At 72.6% G+C, this 15,094-nt stretch carries 11 protein-coding genes and 2 pseudogenes; 4 read left to right on the top strand and 9 right to left on the bottom strand.

All coding sequences use genetic code 11. The features are described 5' to 3' along the window. Positions 1-22: 22 nt before the first annotated feature. The 7 genes and pseudogenes from TNCT1_RS07450 to ssd form a co-directional block, all read right to left on the bottom strand. Positions 23-409 (bottom strand): annotated as a pseudogene (locus TNCT1_RS07450) (Rv3654c family TadE-like protein); the annotation flags it as partial. Positions 410-636: 227 nt separating this feature from the next. Continuing rightward, a pseudogene (locus tag TNCT1_RS36790) lies at positions 637-912 on the bottom strand (TadE family type IV pilus minor pilin); the annotation flags it as partial. Positions 913-982: 70 nt separating this feature from the next. Then, complete coding sequence (locus TNCT1_RS07460) at positions 983-1,120, bottom strand: DUF4244 domain-containing protein (protein WP_308789274.1); 138 nt, start codon at positions 1,118-1,120, stop codon at positions 983-985. Positions 1,121-1,300: 180 nt separating this feature from the next. Continuing rightward, a complete protein-coding gene (locus TNCT1_RS07465; RefSeq protein WP_143629666.1) occupies positions 1,301-2,086 on the bottom strand; it encodes a type II secretion system F family protein in 786 nt (261 codons plus the stop codon). Continuing rightward, entirely contained in the window at positions 2,083-2,946 is an 864-nt protein-coding gene (locus TNCT1_RS07470) for a type II secretion system F family protein (RefSeq protein WP_143629668.1), read from the bottom strand. The genes TNCT1_RS07465 and TNCT1_RS07470 overlap by 4 nt, the downstream gene beginning before the upstream one ends. After that, on the bottom strand, positions 2,936-4,147 hold the full coding sequence (locus TNCT1_RS07475) for a TadA family conjugal transfer-associated ATPase (protein ID WP_143629670.1): 1,212 nt from the start codon (positions 4,145-4,147) through the stop codon (positions 2,936-2,938). Before TNCT1_RS07475 ends, TNCT1_RS07470 begins: the two co-directional genes overlap by 11 nt. Further along, positions 4,144-5,250 (bottom strand): septum site-determining protein Ssd, encoded by a 1,107-nt coding sequence (gene ssd / locus TNCT1_RS07480; protein WP_143629673.1) that lies wholly within the window; start codon positions 5,248-5,250, stop codon positions 4,144-4,146. The genes TNCT1_RS07475 and ssd overlap by 4 nt, the downstream gene beginning before the upstream one ends. A 588-nt stretch (positions 5,251-5,838) precedes the next feature. On the opposite strand from ssd, the gene TNCT1_RS07485 reads away from it, so the two are divergent. After that, positions 5,839-6,672 (top strand): HAD family phosphatase, encoded by an 834-nt coding sequence (locus TNCT1_RS07485; RefSeq protein ID WP_143629674.1) that lies wholly within the window; start codon positions 5,839-5,841, stop codon positions 6,670-6,672. A gap of 358 nt (positions 6,673-7,030) precedes the next feature. On the opposite strand, the gene TNCT1_RS07490 is transcribed toward TNCT1_RS07485, so the two are convergent. Then, positions 7,031-7,855: a Fic family protein gene (locus TNCT1_RS07490; RefSeq protein ID WP_143629676.1), complete on the bottom strand. Its 825-nt coding sequence runs from the start codon at positions 7,853-7,855 to the stop codon at positions 7,031-7,033. Positions 7,856-7,955: 100 nt separating this feature from the next. On the opposite strand from TNCT1_RS07490, the gene TNCT1_RS07495 reads away from it, so the two are divergent. Next, positions 7,956-8,936, top strand: a complete 981-nt coding sequence (locus tag TNCT1_RS07495; RefSeq protein WP_143629678.1) for an ATP-binding protein — start codon at positions 7,956-7,958, stop codon at positions 8,934-8,936. 3 nt (positions 8,937-8,939) lie between these two features. On the opposite strand, the gene TNCT1_RS07500 is transcribed toward TNCT1_RS07495, so the two are convergent. Next, complete coding sequence (locus tag TNCT1_RS07500; protein ID WP_143629680.1) at positions 8,940-10,205, bottom strand: hypothetical protein; 1,266 nt, start codon at positions 10,203-10,205, stop codon at positions 8,940-8,942. A 337-nt stretch (positions 10,206-10,542) separates the two neighbouring features. Here TNCT1_RS07500 and TNCT1_RS07505 point away from each other — a divergent pair, with 337 nt between their 5' ends. Both TNCT1_RS07505 and acs read left to right on the top strand, forming a co-directional pair. Continuing rightward, a complete protein-coding gene (locus TNCT1_RS07505) occupies positions 10,543-12,879 on the top strand; it encodes a bifunctional SulP family inorganic anion transporter/carbonic anhydrase (RefSeq protein ID WP_143629683.1) in 2,337 nt (778 codons plus the stop codon). Between the two features lie 117 nt (positions 12,880-12,996). After that, a complete protein-coding gene (acs, locus tag TNCT1_RS07510) occupies positions 12,997-14,952 on the top strand; it encodes an acetate--CoA ligase (RefSeq protein ID WP_143629685.1) in 1,956 nt (651 codons plus the stop codon). Positions 14,953-15,094 lie beyond the last annotated feature (142 nt).

Genomic DNA, 15,094 nt, shown 5'->3' on the forward strand with positions numbered 1-15,094 from the left:
CAGCCAAGTGGCCTGGGCCCGTGGCCGGCCCCGCCGCGGGGGGAAGGGGGCCGGGCGGGCCGGCTCTGGATCTGACCTCCGCCGCGAACGGCCCTCGCCCCGAGGCCGCGGTGACGTCCGAGGTCTCACCCGCGATCACGCATCGAACCAGCCGGACCCCCTGGGCCGCCGCCACCCGTTCCGCCCGGGCGCAGGCGCCCGCCGTGCCCTCGGCCCAGTGGTCCGCGGCGGCGAGCGCCGCCAGGTCCGCGCCACCGGCCGCCCGGTGCCTGACCACCACCGCCTGCCCGAGGGCGAGCACGACGCCGAACACCACACACAGCACGGTGATCACCCCGACACTCCAGACGGTGGCCGACCCGCGGTCCGGGCACCGAGGTTGGTGCCGGGGGCCATATAGCCGGCGCATCATGATCTCGGCTCCCCTGTGCCTCTGGTCGCCGCACTCGCGTCGGTGCCCGTGCCGGCGTCGGCACCGACACGAGTTCCGGTACCGGCGCCTGCGCCCATCCCATCGCCGGTGCCCGCCCCATGGCCCGCGCCCGCGCCGGTCCCGCTGCCTGCACCGCTGCCCGCCCCAGCCCCGGCACCGCTGCCTGCGTCACTGCTCGTCTCAGCCATCGCGCCCGTCACGGCGCCCGTGCCGACGGTCTCCTCGGCCGCTGCCACAGCCTCCGCTCGGACCTCGAACGGAAGACCGGTCAACACCGGTGGTCTGGCCGCCACCGTCACCCGGACCTGGTCGCCCTCACGGCTGACCGTCACCCGGGCTCCGTCCGGCGCCGCCTGCCGGGTCACCTCCATCACCGCGTCGGCCGGGTCCTGCCGGGCGGCGGACCGGGCGCCGGTGCGGGCGGCGTCCACGCACTGGATCTGGGCGGCCACCACGAGCAGCCCCCAGACCAGCGCCATGGTGAACGCCACCAGCACCGACAGCACCACCGCCGACTCCGCGGTCACGAACCCGCTGTCCGGCTCCCCGTCACATCCGCGCACTGAGCGCCCGCTTCACGATGGCCTGCAGTTCCGCCTTGACCTGGCCGCTGGTGACGACCTCGTAGAGCAGCAACGCGAAGCCGACCGCGGCGATGATCCCCATCGCGTACTCCGAGGTCACCATCCCCGTGTCCGCGCGCCACCGTTCCCGCACCGACTTCCACAGCTTTCCAGCCTTCTCGCGCACCTCGAACTCCCCTCGTTGCAGCCTTCTCGTCGCTTTCCGAAATCACGTCGTCCGTCCGCGTCCGTCGTCACCACCGGCGACACCGGCACGCCGGCTACCGCGTCCTCCGCCCTGCCGTCAGCCGTCACCCCCTCCCACCACACCGCCCGCCAGCCCGATCACCACGGGCAGCACACCGATCGCGATGAACGCGGGCAGGAAGCACAGCCCCACCGGCGCGGAGACCATCACGGCCGCTCTGCGCGCCCGGACCGTGGCTGCCCTTGCCCACTCCGCGCGGGCGTCCGAGGCGAGGCGGGCGACGGGGCCCGCAGCGGGCAGACCCGAATCGCCGGCCCGTTCCAGCAGCCGGGCGAGCGCTCCGGCGGCGGGCAGCGCGGCCAGCCGGCGCCAGGCGTCGACCGGCTCGCCACCGAGCCGTACCTCGGCCGCGCCCTGCTCCAGCGCCTCCCCTACCGGCCCCGCGAGGGCCTCTCCCACCGCTTGGGCGGCGAGCACCGGACCGGCGCCGGCCGCGATGCAGGCGGCCAGCAGGTCGGCGGCAAGGGGTAGTTGGCGGGCCGCGAGCCCGGTGTCGACGTCCTCCGCCGGGGCCGCCCCGGCCCTCCGGAGCCGCCACCGCCACAACCCCGCGCCGACGGCGAGAGCCACGACCGCACCGGCCGCGCCCCCGGCCAGCGCCCAGGCACCGCACATCGCCCCGGCGACCGGCAGCCACCGCCGCATCGTGTCGCCGGCCCGGAAGGGCGGGCCGGACCCGGTCTTCACCACGTCGAGCAGTCCGGCCACCCGGCGCCGTGCCCGCCGCCGGCGCCGGGCCATGATCAGCCACCGGGCCGCCCAACCCGCGCTGAGCAGAACAGCCGCGGCCGTCCCCAGCCTGTGGACGAGTTCCGCGCTCATGCCGCCTCCGCTCCCCGCACGATCCGCCCCGCCCACCACACCCCGGCGCCCTCGAACAGCGCCCCGGCCACCAGGCAGCCCAGCCCGGCGCCGCTGTGCAGCAGCACCCGCAGCGGGTGGGCGCCCATGGCCGAGCCGAGCAGCAGCCCCAATGCGGGCAGCACGGCGAGCAGCAGCGCCGTCGCCCGGGCCCCGGACAACTGGGCCCGCAGATCCGCCCGTTGGTCCCGCTCGGCACGCAGGGCCCCGTCCAGCCGGTCGATGCCGTCAGCGAGCCCGGCGCCCTGGTCCACGGCCACCCGCCAGCAGGCGGCGAGCCCCAGCAGCCCGTCGGCGCCCGGTTGCCGGGCCGCGACGGCCAGCGCGCCCGGCACATCACCGCCGAACCGCGCGGCCGCGACCACGCCGGCCTGCGCCTCCCCGAGCCCGCCGGAGTCCCGAGCGGCTCGCAGCAGTGCCTCACCGGGCTGCCTGCCGGCGCGCACCTCCCCGGCCAGCACCCCGCACAGGCCGATCACCGCGTCCGCACGCCGCTCCCCGGCCCGCCCCGCCTCCCGGGCCAGCCGCACCCGGCGCAGGACCGGCACCCCGGCGGCCCCCGCGACGACCGGAATCACCGAGGCGCCCAGCAGGGCGAGCAGCAGCCCCGCCGCCAGCGACCACCATTCGGGCCGCAGCCGTCCCCGCAGCCGCCGCAACTCCCCGGCGGCCCGTTCCCAGGAGGGCGGGCCGGTCGCCACCCCCGCGCCGCCGGCCAGCAGCAGCCGCGCCCGCCGCACCCCGTGCTGCCGTCCGCCCAGCAGCCAGGCCGCCGCTGCGACACAGGCCGCAGCCGCGCCCATCGACGCCTCACCGCTCATTTCCCTCGCTCCTCTCGTCCCGCTCGCTCCCGCCCCCGCCGCTCAACAACTCCCGCAACCGCTCCCAGCCGCGCTCCCGGGTGAAGGCCCGCTCGCCCCAGCGCAGTGCCGGCACTGTCCGCACCAGCCCCGAGGCGTCCCGTTCCAGCACGTGCACCTCGGCGATCCGGCGCCGCCCGGACCGGTCGCGTACCAGGTGGAGCACCACCGACAGCGCGGCCGCCAACTGGCTGTGCAGCGCCGCCCGGTCGAGCCCCGCCGCCGTACCGAGCGCTTCCAGACGGGCGGGCACGTCGGCGGCGGCGTTGGCGTGCACGGTCCCGCAGCCCTCGTGGCCGGTGTTGAGCGCGGCCAGCAGGTGCACCACCTCGGGACCCCGCACCTCGCCGATGACCAGGCGGTCGGGCCGCATCCGCAGCGCCTGACGGACAAGGTCCTCCAAGGTCACGAGGCCGGCGCCCTCCTGGTTCGCGGGCCGGGTCTCCAGCCGTACGACGTGTGGGTGGTCCGGTCTCAGCTCCGCCGAGTCCTCGGCGAGCACGATCCGTTCGCCGGGCTCGACCAGGCCGAGCAGCGCACTCAGAAGGGTCGTCTTGCCACTACCGGTGCCTCCGCTGACCAGGAAGGACAGCCGGGCCGCGAGCAGTGCCCGCAGCATCCGGTCCCCGCCGGGCGGCACGGTGCCCGCCTCGACCAGTTCACCGAGCGTGAAGGCCCGGGGCCGCACGACGCGCAGGGACAGGCAGGTGCAGCCGACCGCCACCGGCGGCAGCACCGCGTGCAGCCTGGTCCCGTCGGGCAGCCGGGCGTCGGCCCACGGCCGCGCGTCGTCCAGCCGGCGTCCGGCCACGGCCGCCAGCCGCTGCGCGAGGCGCCGCACGGCCGCCGCGTCCGGGAAGGCCACCGGTGTCAGTTCCAGGCCGCCGCCGCGGTCCACCCACACCCGGTCGGGGGCGGACACGAGGACGTCCGTGACGCTCGGATCGGCGAGCAGCGGCTCCAGCGGGCCGGTCCCGACGAGTTCCGACCGCAGTTGCTCGGCCGCGCCCAGGACCTCGGCGTCACCGAGGACCCGTCCCTGTTCGCGCAGCGCCTGGGCGACGCGCGCCGGGGTCGGTTCGGCGCCGCTCTCGGCCAGCCTGCGGCGGACCCCGTCCAGCAGTGCCGTGACGTCGGCCCGTTCGAGCCCGGGCAGGGTCATCGGGGGCCTCCCGCCTCGACCAGCGCCTGCTCCCAGAAGGCGGTGCAGAAGCGGGCCAGCGGGCCGCGGCCGGTCACGGCGGGCGGCTTCCCGGTGCCGTGCGCCCGCTGCAGGGCCGGTTCCACGGGTACCTCGCCGGCCAGGGGCAGCCCGAGCAGCCGGGCGATCTCACGGTCGTCGAGACCGGGCGCGTACGGCCCGCGCACCGCCACGCGCAGGTCCCTCACGACCATGCCGAGCGCCGAGGCGACCCGGCCGGCCGCCGCGACCGCCCGCAGGTCGGCCGGGACGACGAGGAGCGCGAGGTCGAGCTGGGCGAGGGCTTCGGCGACCCCGTCGTCCAGGCGGCGCGGGAGGTCCACCACGACCGTGCCGCCGCGCCGGCGGGCGGCGGCGAGCACCGCCCGGACGGCCTGGGCCGGGACGGCCACGCAGTCGCCGCGGTCCCAGCTGAGCACCCTCAGCGAGTGCAGCCGGGGCAGCGACTCCTCCAGCGCGCCGCCGCCGACCCGGCCGCGGGACGCGGCGAAGGCGGGCCAGCGCAGCCCCTCGGCGCTCTCGCCGCCGAGTAGCACGTCGAGACCGCCGCCCAGAGGATCGGCGTCGACGAGGAGGGTGCGCAGCCCCTCGCGTGCGGAGGTGACGGCCAGCGCGCAGGCCAGCGTGGACGCGCCGGCCCCGCCCCGGCCGCCGACGACGCCGACGGTCAGGGCCGGGCGGCCGACGCCCTCGGCGACGTCGGCGATGCGGTCGACCAGCCACTGCTCGCCGTCGGGCAGCATCAGGACGTGGTCGGCGCCGATCTGGACGGCCCTCTTCCACACCCCGGAGTCGTCCTGGTCACGGCCGACCAGGACCACCCCGCGCCGGCGTGTGGCTCCGCGCACCCGGCGGGCCGCGTCGTCGCCGACCAGGACGAGCGGGGCCGCTTCCCAGCCACCGCCGTGATCGGGTACACCGTGATGCACCTCGGGTGTGGCGCCCGCGGCCGCGCACAGGCGCAGCAGATCGTCCAGGAGGTCCGCGTCCTCGGTGACGATGAGCGGCCGTCCCGGCCGGCCTCCGGTGGCCGACGGCGGATCGTGGGCGACGGTTCCGGTCATGTGCTCCCCCTTCGCATGTGTTCCGCGCGGCCTCGGCGGCCCCGCGATTCCCGAAGATGTGAAGGACCGGCAAGGGGCGTCCTTTGCGGGACGACAGAAACCGGCCATAGGCACTCCGGCAATCGGAACCGGCCATGAACTCACGGCCGTCGGAGCGCGTGGGAATCACGGTGCAGCGATCCGGGAAATCGTGTGGATCTTGGTCGAAAACCGTGGACGGCTCAGTGGTTGTGAATATCGCCGTCACCCATACCGGTGACATCTGTTCCGGCTTCTCCGACACCCCTGCGAAACTTCCTCAGAGCAGCCTTACGGCTACGTTCCGTGACCGCGCCGAGGCGTGACGAAGTGCGGTCGACACCGGGCACGGCCGACCGCGAGACATGTTGAAAAGAGAAGAAAACCCGTCCGGACATGCGACGACCCCCGCCGGGGGGGAGAGCGGGGGTCGTCCCCACGGCCGACTCGGGGGGGGAGGAGTCGGGCCGGGTTAGCACGGTCGCGAACGATCCGTGACTTCCATGGTGTACCCGAGAGCCTTCTCAGGCAAACCCACACGCCCCACCTTACGCCGAATGGTGGGCGCCTATGCTCAGGGGCGTGGAAAACCACTCCTTGCCCCGCGCAGCGGCCTTCTTTGACCTGGACAAGACGGTCATTGCGAAGTCGAGCACGCTCACCTTCAGCAAGTCCTTCTACCAGGGTGGCCTGATCAACCGCAGGGCCGCGCTGCGGACCGCGTACGCCCAGTTCGTCTTCCTGGCCGGCGGTCTCGACCACGACCAGATGGAGCGGATGCGCCAGTACCTGTCCGGCATGTGCCGGGGCTGGAACGTCCGGCAGGTGAAGGAGATTGTCGCCGAGACCCTGCACGACCTGATCGACCCGATCATCTACGACGAGGCCGCGTCCCTCATCGAGGAGCACCACACGGCCGGACGCGACGTGGTGATCGTGTCCACCTCGGGCGCCGAGGTGGTCGAGCCGATCGGGGAACTGCTGGGCGCCGACCGGGTGGTGGCCACGCGCATGGTCGTCGGCGACGACGGCTGCTTCACCGGGGAAGTGGAGTACTACGCGTACGGCCCGACCAAGGCCGAGGCCGTCCGGGAGCTGGCCGTGTCCGAGGGGTACGACCTGGACCGCTGCTACGCCTACAGCGACTCGGCGACCGATCTGCCCATGCTCCAGGCGGTCGGGCACCCGCACGCCGTGAACCCGGACCGCGCACTGCGCCGCGAGGCGGTCGCCCGCGGGTGGCCGGTGCTGGAGTTCGCCCGGCCGGTGCGGCTCAAGCAGCGGCTGCCGGGATTCTCCGTACCGCCCCGCCCGGCCCTCGTGGCGGCGGCGGCCGTCGGAGCGGCGGCGGCGACCGCGGGCCTCGTCTGGTACGCGAGCCGGCGCCGGAGCACGACCTCCTGACCGTTTCGCGCCTTTTGCAGCCGAAAGTAAAGATGTGCAAGCAGGGGTTCCGCTTGCCCCGGAGGGTGCAGTACAAAGGTTTCAGGCCCGCGAGACCAAGGACATCCGTGAGGATCCCCTACTACTACGCACTGGCCCCACGGACCCCGCACGAACACCGGGCACCCACGCGACGTCGACCCGTCGATTACGGGCCAGCCGCACCAGGTGACGGGCAAAGTCCCCGACCTGATGGGCACATATCGAGGACGCTTGGTAACCCGGTGAGCGTGCCAGCGGCGGTACGGGTTCCTCGTACCGCCGCAACCCTGTCCGGGCCCCTTCGAGGGGCCTTTCGCATGTGTCCGCGGTCCGCGGCTCAGGCGGCCCCGCGCTGCAGCGCCTCGCACACCGCGGTGGACTCGCGCGCTCCCAGTTCGATCGCACGGCCGCAGTGGGCGATCCACGCCGCCATGCCCTCGGGGGTGCCGGAGGCGTACCCGTCGAGGGCGGCCAGATAGGAGGCGCGGCCCAGTTCGGCGTGGCCCACCTCGGGCGGGCAGACCGCCTTGGGGTCGAGACCGCTGCCGATCAGGACGATCCGCTCGGCGGTGCGCGCGACCAGCCCGTTGTGCGAGGTGAACGGGCGCAGCGCGAGCAGCTCGCCGTGCACCACCGCCGCGGTGACCAGGGCCGGCGCCGAAGTGCCCGCGATGACCAGGTCCGCCAGTCCCTCCAGCCGGCCCGACACCTCCCGGGCGTCCGGCAGCGGCAGCTCGAGCAGGGGCTCGTCGACCGGCTCGCCCGCCTGGCGCGGCCGGCCGACCTCGTCGCCCTGGGTCGCGGCGGCCACCAGGTGCAGCCGGGCCAGCACCCGAAGCGGCGACTGCCGCCAGATGGACAGCAGCTGCCCCGCCTCGGCCGTGAGCCTCAGCGCCGCGCCCATGACCATCGCCTCGGCGTCGGCGCCGAAGTCGGAACGCCGGCGCACCTCCTCCAGGGCCCAGTCGGCGCCGGACAGCGCCGCGGAGCCGCGGGCGCCGCGCAGGGCGGCCTCGGAGGTGATCTCGTTGCTGCGGCGCCGCATGACCCGGTGCCCGTAGACCCGGTCCACGGCCTTGCGCACGGATTCCACGGACTCGGCCACGCCGGGCAGCGAGCCCAGGGCCGCGAGCGGATCGGCGGTCGCGCCTGTCGTACTCATGAGTACGACACTACGCACCCCGCCGCCCCACCCCACGAAGGAGTGGTCTTCTTCACTTCGCCTGACACGTACAGCTATCTATTGACTACTGTTCGTGAACATGAAAATTGCTTTCGTCGGGAAGGGCGGCAGCGGCAAGACCACGCTCTCCTCCCTCTTCGTCCGCCACCTCGTGGCCGCCGGCGCCCCGGTGCTCGCCATCGACGCCGACATCAACCAGCACCTCGGTCCCGCACTCGGGCTCGACGAGGCCCAGGCGGCCGCGCTGCCCGCGATGGGCGAGCGGCTGTCGCTGATCAAGGACCACCTGCGCGGTGCCAACCCGCGCATCGCCTCCGCCGCGACGATGATCAAGACGACTCCGCCCGGCGAGGGCTCGCGGCTGGTCCGGGTGGGAGAGCCGAACGCGGTGTACGACGCCTGTGCGCGTCCGGTGGAACTCGACGGCGGTGCCGTCCGTTTGATGGTCACCGGCCCCTTCACCGACGCGGACCTGGGGGTCGCCTGCTACCACTCCAAGACGGGAGCGGTGGAGCTGTTCCTGAACCACCTCGTCGACGGCCCCGACGAGTACGTCGTGGTCGACATGACGGCTGGTTCGGACTCCTTCGCCTCCGGCCTGTTCACCCGCTTCGACATGACGTTCCTCGTCGCCGAGCCGACCCGGAAGGGGGTCTCCGTCTACCGCCAGTACAAGGAGTACGCGCGCGACTTCGGCGTGGCCCTGAAGGTCGTCGGCAACAAGGTTCAAGGGCAGGACGACATCGACTTCCTCCGCACGGAGGTCGGCGACGACCTGCTGGTGACGGTCGGGCACTCGGACTGGGTGCGCGCCATGGAGAAGGGCCGCCCGCCCCGGTTCGGTCTCCTGGAGGAGGCCAACGTCCGTTCCCTGCATACACTGCGGGCCGCCGCCGACGCCACGTACGCATCACGCGACTGGGAGCGCTACACGCGCCAGATGGTCCACTTCCACCTCAGGAACGCCGAGGCCTGGGGCAACGAGCGCACCGGGACCGATCTGGCGGCGCAGGTCGATCCCGGGTTCGTGCTCGGTGAGGGTCTGGCAACCCCTGTGTGACGTCTACTGCTTGACCGCCGGCGCCCCGGGGACGCCCTTGGGCGCCGGGGCCGGACGCCCGGACAGGAAGGAAGCCCAGCCCTGCCGGGGCGCCTCGCCCACCTTCAGAGTGCGCAGCTTGGCCAGCGTCTGCGGGTCCTGCGCGTCCAGCCAGTCCGCGAGCTGATGGAAGGAGACACAGCGCACCTCCGGCTTGTTGCACACCTCCTTCACCACCTCGTCGACGGCACGCATGTAGGTGCCGCCGTTCCAGGACTCGAAGTGGTTGCCGATGATCAGCGGTGCGCGGTTGCCGTCGTAGGCCCGGTAGAAGCCCTTGAGCAGGCCGTCACGCATCTGGTCGCCCCAGTAGCCGTACATGTCGGGGTCGCCCTGGGTCTTCGAGCCGGACTGGTTGACCATGAAGTTGTAGTCCATGGTCAGCTGCTCGTAGGTGTGCCCCGGGAATGGGACGAGCTGCATCGACAGGTCCCACAGGCCTTCCTTCTTCTCGGGCCACACCTGGTCGTCGACGCCGCTCGAGTCGTAGCGGAAGCCGAGTTGGCGGGCCGCCTTCCTGAAGTTCTTCTGGCCCTCGAGGCAGGGAGTCCGGGCGCCGATCAGCTCTTTGTCGTAGTCGAAGGGCAGGGGGGCGGCCTTCTTCATGCCGGTGTTGGTCCGCCAGCTCTTCACGAACTGCTTGGCCTGGGCGATCTCGCTCTCCCACTCCTTCACCGACCACTCGCCGACGCCGCCGTCGGGGCCGCAGAAGTGACCGTTGAAGTGGGTGCCGATCTCGTTTCCCTCGAGCCAGGCCAGCCGCACCTGCTGGAGGGTGTCGGCGATGCCCTGCGCGTCGTTGAAGCCGATCTCCGAGCTGCCCGGGGCGTGTTGGGGCGGTCTGTAGAGCTCCCGCTTCTCCTTCGGCAACAGGTACACGCCGCTGAGGAAGTACGTCATCGTCGCGTTGTTCTCCTTGGAGACCTTGCGGAAGTGGGAGAACAGCTTCTGGCTGTCCTCCCCCGCGCCGTCCCACGAGAACACCACGAACTGGGGAGGTTTCTCACCGGGCTTCAGCCGCTCGGGCACGGGCAGGTGGGGCTGCCCGCCGGTGTAGGCGGTCGATCCGTCGCCGATCAGACGGAGCACGCTGTTGGGCGCCGGCGCCCCCTGCCGCGGGCCGGACGCTCCTTCCTTCGGGCCGTCGCCGCCGGACGAGCAGCCGGCCAGCGACGCGGTACAGGCCGCGGCGACCATGACGCCCACGGCGATCCTCTGGGTGGCGGCCATCTTCCGCCTCACCTTCTTCCTTCTCTCAGGCCAACGCTGATGAGGGCGTTCTCAGGTGATGTGCCGGGTTGTGCCGACAGCGCCGCCAAGGTCGCACGGGGCCGGGAAGGAATTAGTACGACAAGCCGATGAAATGATCGCTTCGCCCGCAGAGGTGACTCTTTACCCCATTTGCCGCTAAAAGCTATGCATGACCTTTACTCTGGATTACGGTTCATTTACGAAGCGTTGATCTCTTCCCGCCACTGCACGCCGTGACCCCACGGCCGCGACCGAGCCCCCGCCATGACGGGGAACCCCCCAGTACGCGACCGCGCCACCCGGAGGAGACGGGACCATGTCAGCCTGCGCACCCGCGCCCACCCACCACTCCCACCCGCCGCACAGCCCGCCACAAACCCCGCGTCGCCGCCTCGTTCAGGGCGCCGACCTGTCCGCATCCATCGCGGTCTTCCTGATCGCACTGCCCCTGTCCCTCGGCATCGCCCTGGCGACCGGCGCCCCGCTCCAGGCCGGCCTGGTCGCCGCCGCGGTGGGCGGACTGGTCGCCGGCCGGCTCGGCGGCTGTCCGCTGCAGGTCAGCGGACCCGCCGCCGGACTCACCGTGGTCACCGCCGACCTCATCCACCGCTACGGCTGGCGGACCACCTGCGCCATCACCGTCCTCGCCGGACTCGCCCAACTGGGCCTGGGCTGCCTGCGGGTGGCCCGCGGCGCGCTCGCCGTCAGCCCCGCCGTGGTGCACGGCATGCTCGCCGGCATCGGCGTCACCATCGCCGTCGCCCAGTTGCACATCGTCCTCGGCGGCAGCCCGGACAGTTCCGTCCTCGCCAATCTGCGCGCTCTGCCCGCCCAGCTGGCGGACCTGGACCCGGCCGCCCTGTCGATGAGCGCGCTGACCCTGACCCTGCTGCTGACCTGGCCGCGCGTCCCCGGCCGGGCCGGCCGGCTGCTGCGCCGGGTCCCGGCCGCCCTGGTGGCCGTCACCGGGGCCACCGTCACCGCCGCGCTGACCGGGCTGGCCCTGCCCCGGGTCGACCTTCCGTCCTGGAGCAGCCACGCGCTGGCCGGATTTCCCGAGGGCCCGGGGCTCGGGATCGCCGCCGCCGTGCTCACCACGACCCTGGTGTGCAGTGTGCAGTCACTGCTCGGCGCGGTCGCCGTGGACAAGCTGGTCGCCGCCCGGCCCGGGCCCCCGCCCGATGTCGGACGCTCGGACCTCGACCGCGAGCTGCTCGGCCAGGGCGCCGCCAACATCGTCTCCGGAGCGCTCGGCGGACTCCCGGTGGCGGGGGTGGCCGTACGCAGTACCGCGAACGTGAACTCGGGTGCGGTGAGCCGGAACTCCACGATGCTGCACGGCGTTCTCGTAGTGATCGCCGCGCTGCTGATGGTCCCGCTCCTGGAGTGGATCCCGCTCGCCTCGCTCGCCGCCCTGGTGATGGCCGTCGGCATCCAGATGGTGTCCCTGCACCACATCCGCACGGTGACCCGCCACCGTGAAGTGCTGGTGTACGCCGCCACCACCCTCGGCGTGGTGATCTTCGGAGTTCTGGAGGGCGTTGTCCTCGGGATCGCCGTGGCGGTCGCCCTCGCCCTGCACCGCCTCGCCCACACCCGCATCTCGCACACGGAGAAGGAAGGAGTCCATCACGTACACGTGCGCGGCCAGCTGACGTTCCTCGCCGTGCCCCGGCTCAGCAGAGCCCTGCATCTCGTGCCCCAAGGCACGCATGCCGTCGTGGAGTTGGACGGTTCGTTCATGGACCACGCGGCGTACGAGTCACTGCAGGACTGGCAGAACACCCACACCGCGCGGGGCGGGACCGCCGAGCTGACCGGCCGGCGCGGAAGAGTCCGGCCGTCGGATCCGGGCCCGTCCGCGGAGTGCCGGTGCAGACCCTGGACGCCCTGGCGCAACCACCAGGCCTGCTTCGCGCAGGCCCCCGCCACCCCGGTCACCCATGACCTCGCCCGTGGCATCAGCTCGTTCCAGCGCAACACCGCCCCACTGGTCCGCGAGGAGCTGGCGCGACTCGCGCGGGAGGGACAACGGCCCTCGCAGCTCTTCCTCACCTGCGCGGACTCCCGGCTGGTCACCTCGATGATCACGTCGAGCGGTCCCGGTGACCTGTTCGTCGTCCGCAACATCGGCAACCTGGTGCCGCCGCCGGACGAGGAGCACGGCGACCACTCGGTGGCCGCCGCCGTCGAGTACGCGGTGGACGTGCTCGGGGTGCGGTCGATCACGGTGTGCGGGCACTCCGGGTGCGGGGCCATGCAGGCGCTGCTGGCCGCCGAGCCCGGGGGCGCGGGGACCCCGCTGGAGCGCTGGCTCGGGCACGGGCGGCCGAGCCTCGCCCGGATGGCCGGCGACCACCGCGTCCGGCCCCGGCTGGCCGGGCGTCCGCCCGCCGATGCGGTGGAGCGGCTCTGCCTGACCAACGTGGTCCAGCAGCTCGACCACCTGCGGGCCAACGAGACGGTCGCGCGCGCCTTGGCGGCCGGCGCGCTGGAACTGCACGGGATGTACTTCCACGTGGGCGAGGCGCAGGCCTATCTGCTCGACGCGGGCGGGGACGGCGGCGCGGTTTTCGAGTATGTGGCGGGAGCCGCGGGAAAGGAGGCGGAACAGAAGACGGGTACGGCCCCGGAGCTGCGGAGTCCGGTCTGAGTGCCGAGCCGGTCGACAGGTCTAAACCAATTTTGCCGTCGACCCTTGTCATCGGACCCCCGCGTCTGATGAGCTGTGGCCTGGGACACAACGGACACCCTGGGAAAGGGAGATGTCGTGAGCAACGAAAGCCTGGCCAACCTCTTGAAGGAGGAGCGACGCTTCGCGCCGCCCGCTGACCTGGCCGCGAACGCCAACGTCAGGGCAGAGGCGTACGAACAGGCCAAGGCTGACAGGCTCGGCTTCTGGGCCGAGCAGGCCCGCCGGCTGACCTGGGCCAAGGAACCGTCCGAGACGCTGGACTGGTCGAACCCGCCGTTCGCCAAGTGGTTCAAGGACGGCGAGCTGAACGTCGCGTACAACTGCGTGGACCGGCATGTCGAGGCCGGGCACGGGGACCGGGTCGCCATCCACTTCGAGGGCGAGCCCGGCGACAGCCGGTCGATCACCTACGCGGAGCTGAAGGACGAGGTCTCCAAGGCGGCCAACGCGCTGCTGGAGCTCGGGGTCCGCAAGGGCGACCGGGTCGCCATCTACATGCCGATGATCCCCGAGACCGCGATCGCGATGCTGGCCTCGGCCCGGATCGGCGCGGCGCACTCGGTGGTGTTCGGCGGCTTCTCGGCGGACGCGCTCGCCACCCGTATCCAGGACGCCGACGCCAAGGTCGTCATCACCTCCGACGGCGGCTACCGGCGCGGCAAGCCCTCCGCGCTCAAGCCGGCCGTGGACGAGGCGATCACCAAGGTCGACAACGTCGAGCACGTGCTCGTGGTGCGCCGCACCGGGCAGGAGGTCGCCTGGGACGGCGAGCGGGACGTCTGGTGGCACGAGCTGGTGGAGCGGCAGTCCGCCGAGCACACCCCGGAGGCGTTCGACGCGGAGCACCCGCTGTTCATCCTCTACACCTCGGGCACCACGGGTAAGCCGAAGGGCATCCTGCACACCTCCGGCGGCTACCTGACCCAGACCGCCTACACGCACTGGGCGGTGTTCGACCTCAAGCCGGAGACGGACGTCTACTGGTGCACGGCGGACGTCGGCTGGGTCACCGGGCACTCGTACATCGTGTACGGGCCGCTGGCCAACGGCGCGACGCAGGTCATGTACGAGGGCACCCCGGACACCCCGCACCAGGGACGCTTCTGGGAGATCGTGGAGAAGTACCGGGTCACGATCCTCTACACCGCGCCGACCGCGATCCGTACGTTCATGAAGTGGGGCGACGAGATCCCCGAGCGGTTCGACCTGTCGTCCCTGCGGGTCCTCGGCTCCGTGGGCGAGCCGATCAACCCCGAGGCGTGGATCTGGTACCGCAAGCACATCGGCGCCGACGCCACCCCGGTGGTGGACACCTGGTGGCAGACGGAGACCGGCGCGATGATGATCTCGCCGCTGCCCGGCGTCACCGAGGCGAAGCCCGGCTCGGCGCAGCGCGCGCTGCCCGGCATCAGCGCCACCGTCGTGGACGACGAGGCGAACGAGGTGCCCGACGGAGGCGGCGGTTACCTCGTGCTCACCGAGCCGTGGCCGTCGATGCTGCGCACCATCTGGGGCGACGACCAGCGGTTCATCGACACCTACTGGTCGCGTTTCGAGGGCAAGTACTTCGCCGGTGACGGCGCCAAGAAGGACGACGACGGCGACATCTGGCTGCTGGGCCGGGTGGACGACGTGATGCTGGTGTCCGGCCACAACATCTCCACCACAGAGGTGGAGTCGGCGCTCGTGTCGCACCCGTCGGTCGCCGAGGCGGCGGTCGTCGGAGCCGCCGACGAGACCACCGGCCAGGCCATCGTCGCCTTCGTCATCCTGCGCGGCTCGGCGTCCGAGGACGACAAGCTGATCGGCGCGCTGCGCGACCACGTCGGCGCCACCCTCGGCCCGATCGCCAAGCCGAAGCGGATCCTGCCGGTGGCGGAGCTGCCGAAGACACGTTCCGGCAAGATCATGCGCCGCCTGCTGCGGGACGTCGCCGAGAACCGTCAGCTCGGTGACGTCACCACGCTGACCGACTCCGCGGTCATGGACCTCATCCAGGCGAAGCTCCCGGCGACGCCGAGCGAGGACTAGGACGGGGCGCGGGCGGCGGCCACGCCGCCCGCCGGACCCGCGGGAGCGGCGGAAAGGGGCACCCGGACGGCAGGAGCACGCCGGGCGCCCCTTTTGCGTCTGATGTTCGGATCGCCGGATGCGTCCCGCGAGCACCTTGGGT

It is taken from the genome of Streptomyces sp. 1-11 (assembly GCF_007176755.1).
Classification (GTDB): Bacteria; Actinomycetota; Actinomycetes; order Streptomycetales; family Streptomycetaceae; genus Streptomyces.

What these genes read in the sequence shown, in the direction of transcription:
- TNCT1_RS07470 (WP_143629668.1), bottom strand. Translation starts at nt 2,946, where the DNA reads ATGAGCGGTGAGGCGTCGATGGGCGCGGCTGCGGCCTGTGTCGCAGCG.
- TNCT1_RS07475 (WP_143629670.1), bottom strand. Translation starts at nt 4,147, where the DNA reads ATGACCCTGCCCGGGCTCGAACGGGCCGACGTCACGGCACTGCTGGAC.
- TNCT1_RS07500 (WP_143629680.1), bottom strand. Translation starts at nt 10,205, where the DNA reads ATGGCCGCCACCCAGAGGATCGCCGTGGGCGTCATGGTCGCCGCGGCC.
- TNCT1_RS07460 (WP_308789274.1), bottom strand. Translation starts at nt 1,120, where the DNA reads ATGGTGACCTCGGAGTACGCGATGGGGATCATCGCCGCGGTCGGCTTC.
- TNCT1_RS07465 (WP_143629666.1), bottom strand. Translation starts at nt 2,086, where the DNA reads ATGAGCGCGGAACTCGTCCACAGGCTGGGGACGGCCGCGGCTGTTCTG.
- ssd (WP_143629673.1), bottom strand. Translation starts at nt 5,250, where the DNA reads ATGACCGGAACCGTCGCCCACGATCCGCCGTCGGCCACCGGAGGCCGG.
- TNCT1_RS07485 (WP_143629674.1), top strand. Translation starts at nt 5,839, where the DNA reads ATGCTCAGGGGCGTGGAAAACCACTCCTTGCCCCGCGCAGCGGCCTTC.
- TNCT1_RS07490 (WP_143629676.1), bottom strand. Translation starts at nt 7,855, where the DNA reads ATGAGTACGACAGGCGCGACCGCCGATCCGCTCGCGGCCCTGGGCTCG.
- TNCT1_RS07495 (WP_143629678.1), top strand. Translation starts at nt 7,956, where the DNA reads ATGAAAATTGCTTTCGTCGGGAAGGGCGGCAGCGGCAAGACCACGCTC.
- TNCT1_RS07505 (WP_143629683.1), top strand. Translation starts at nt 10,543, where the DNA reads ATGTCAGCCTGCGCACCCGCGCCCACCCACCACTCCCACCCGCCGCAC.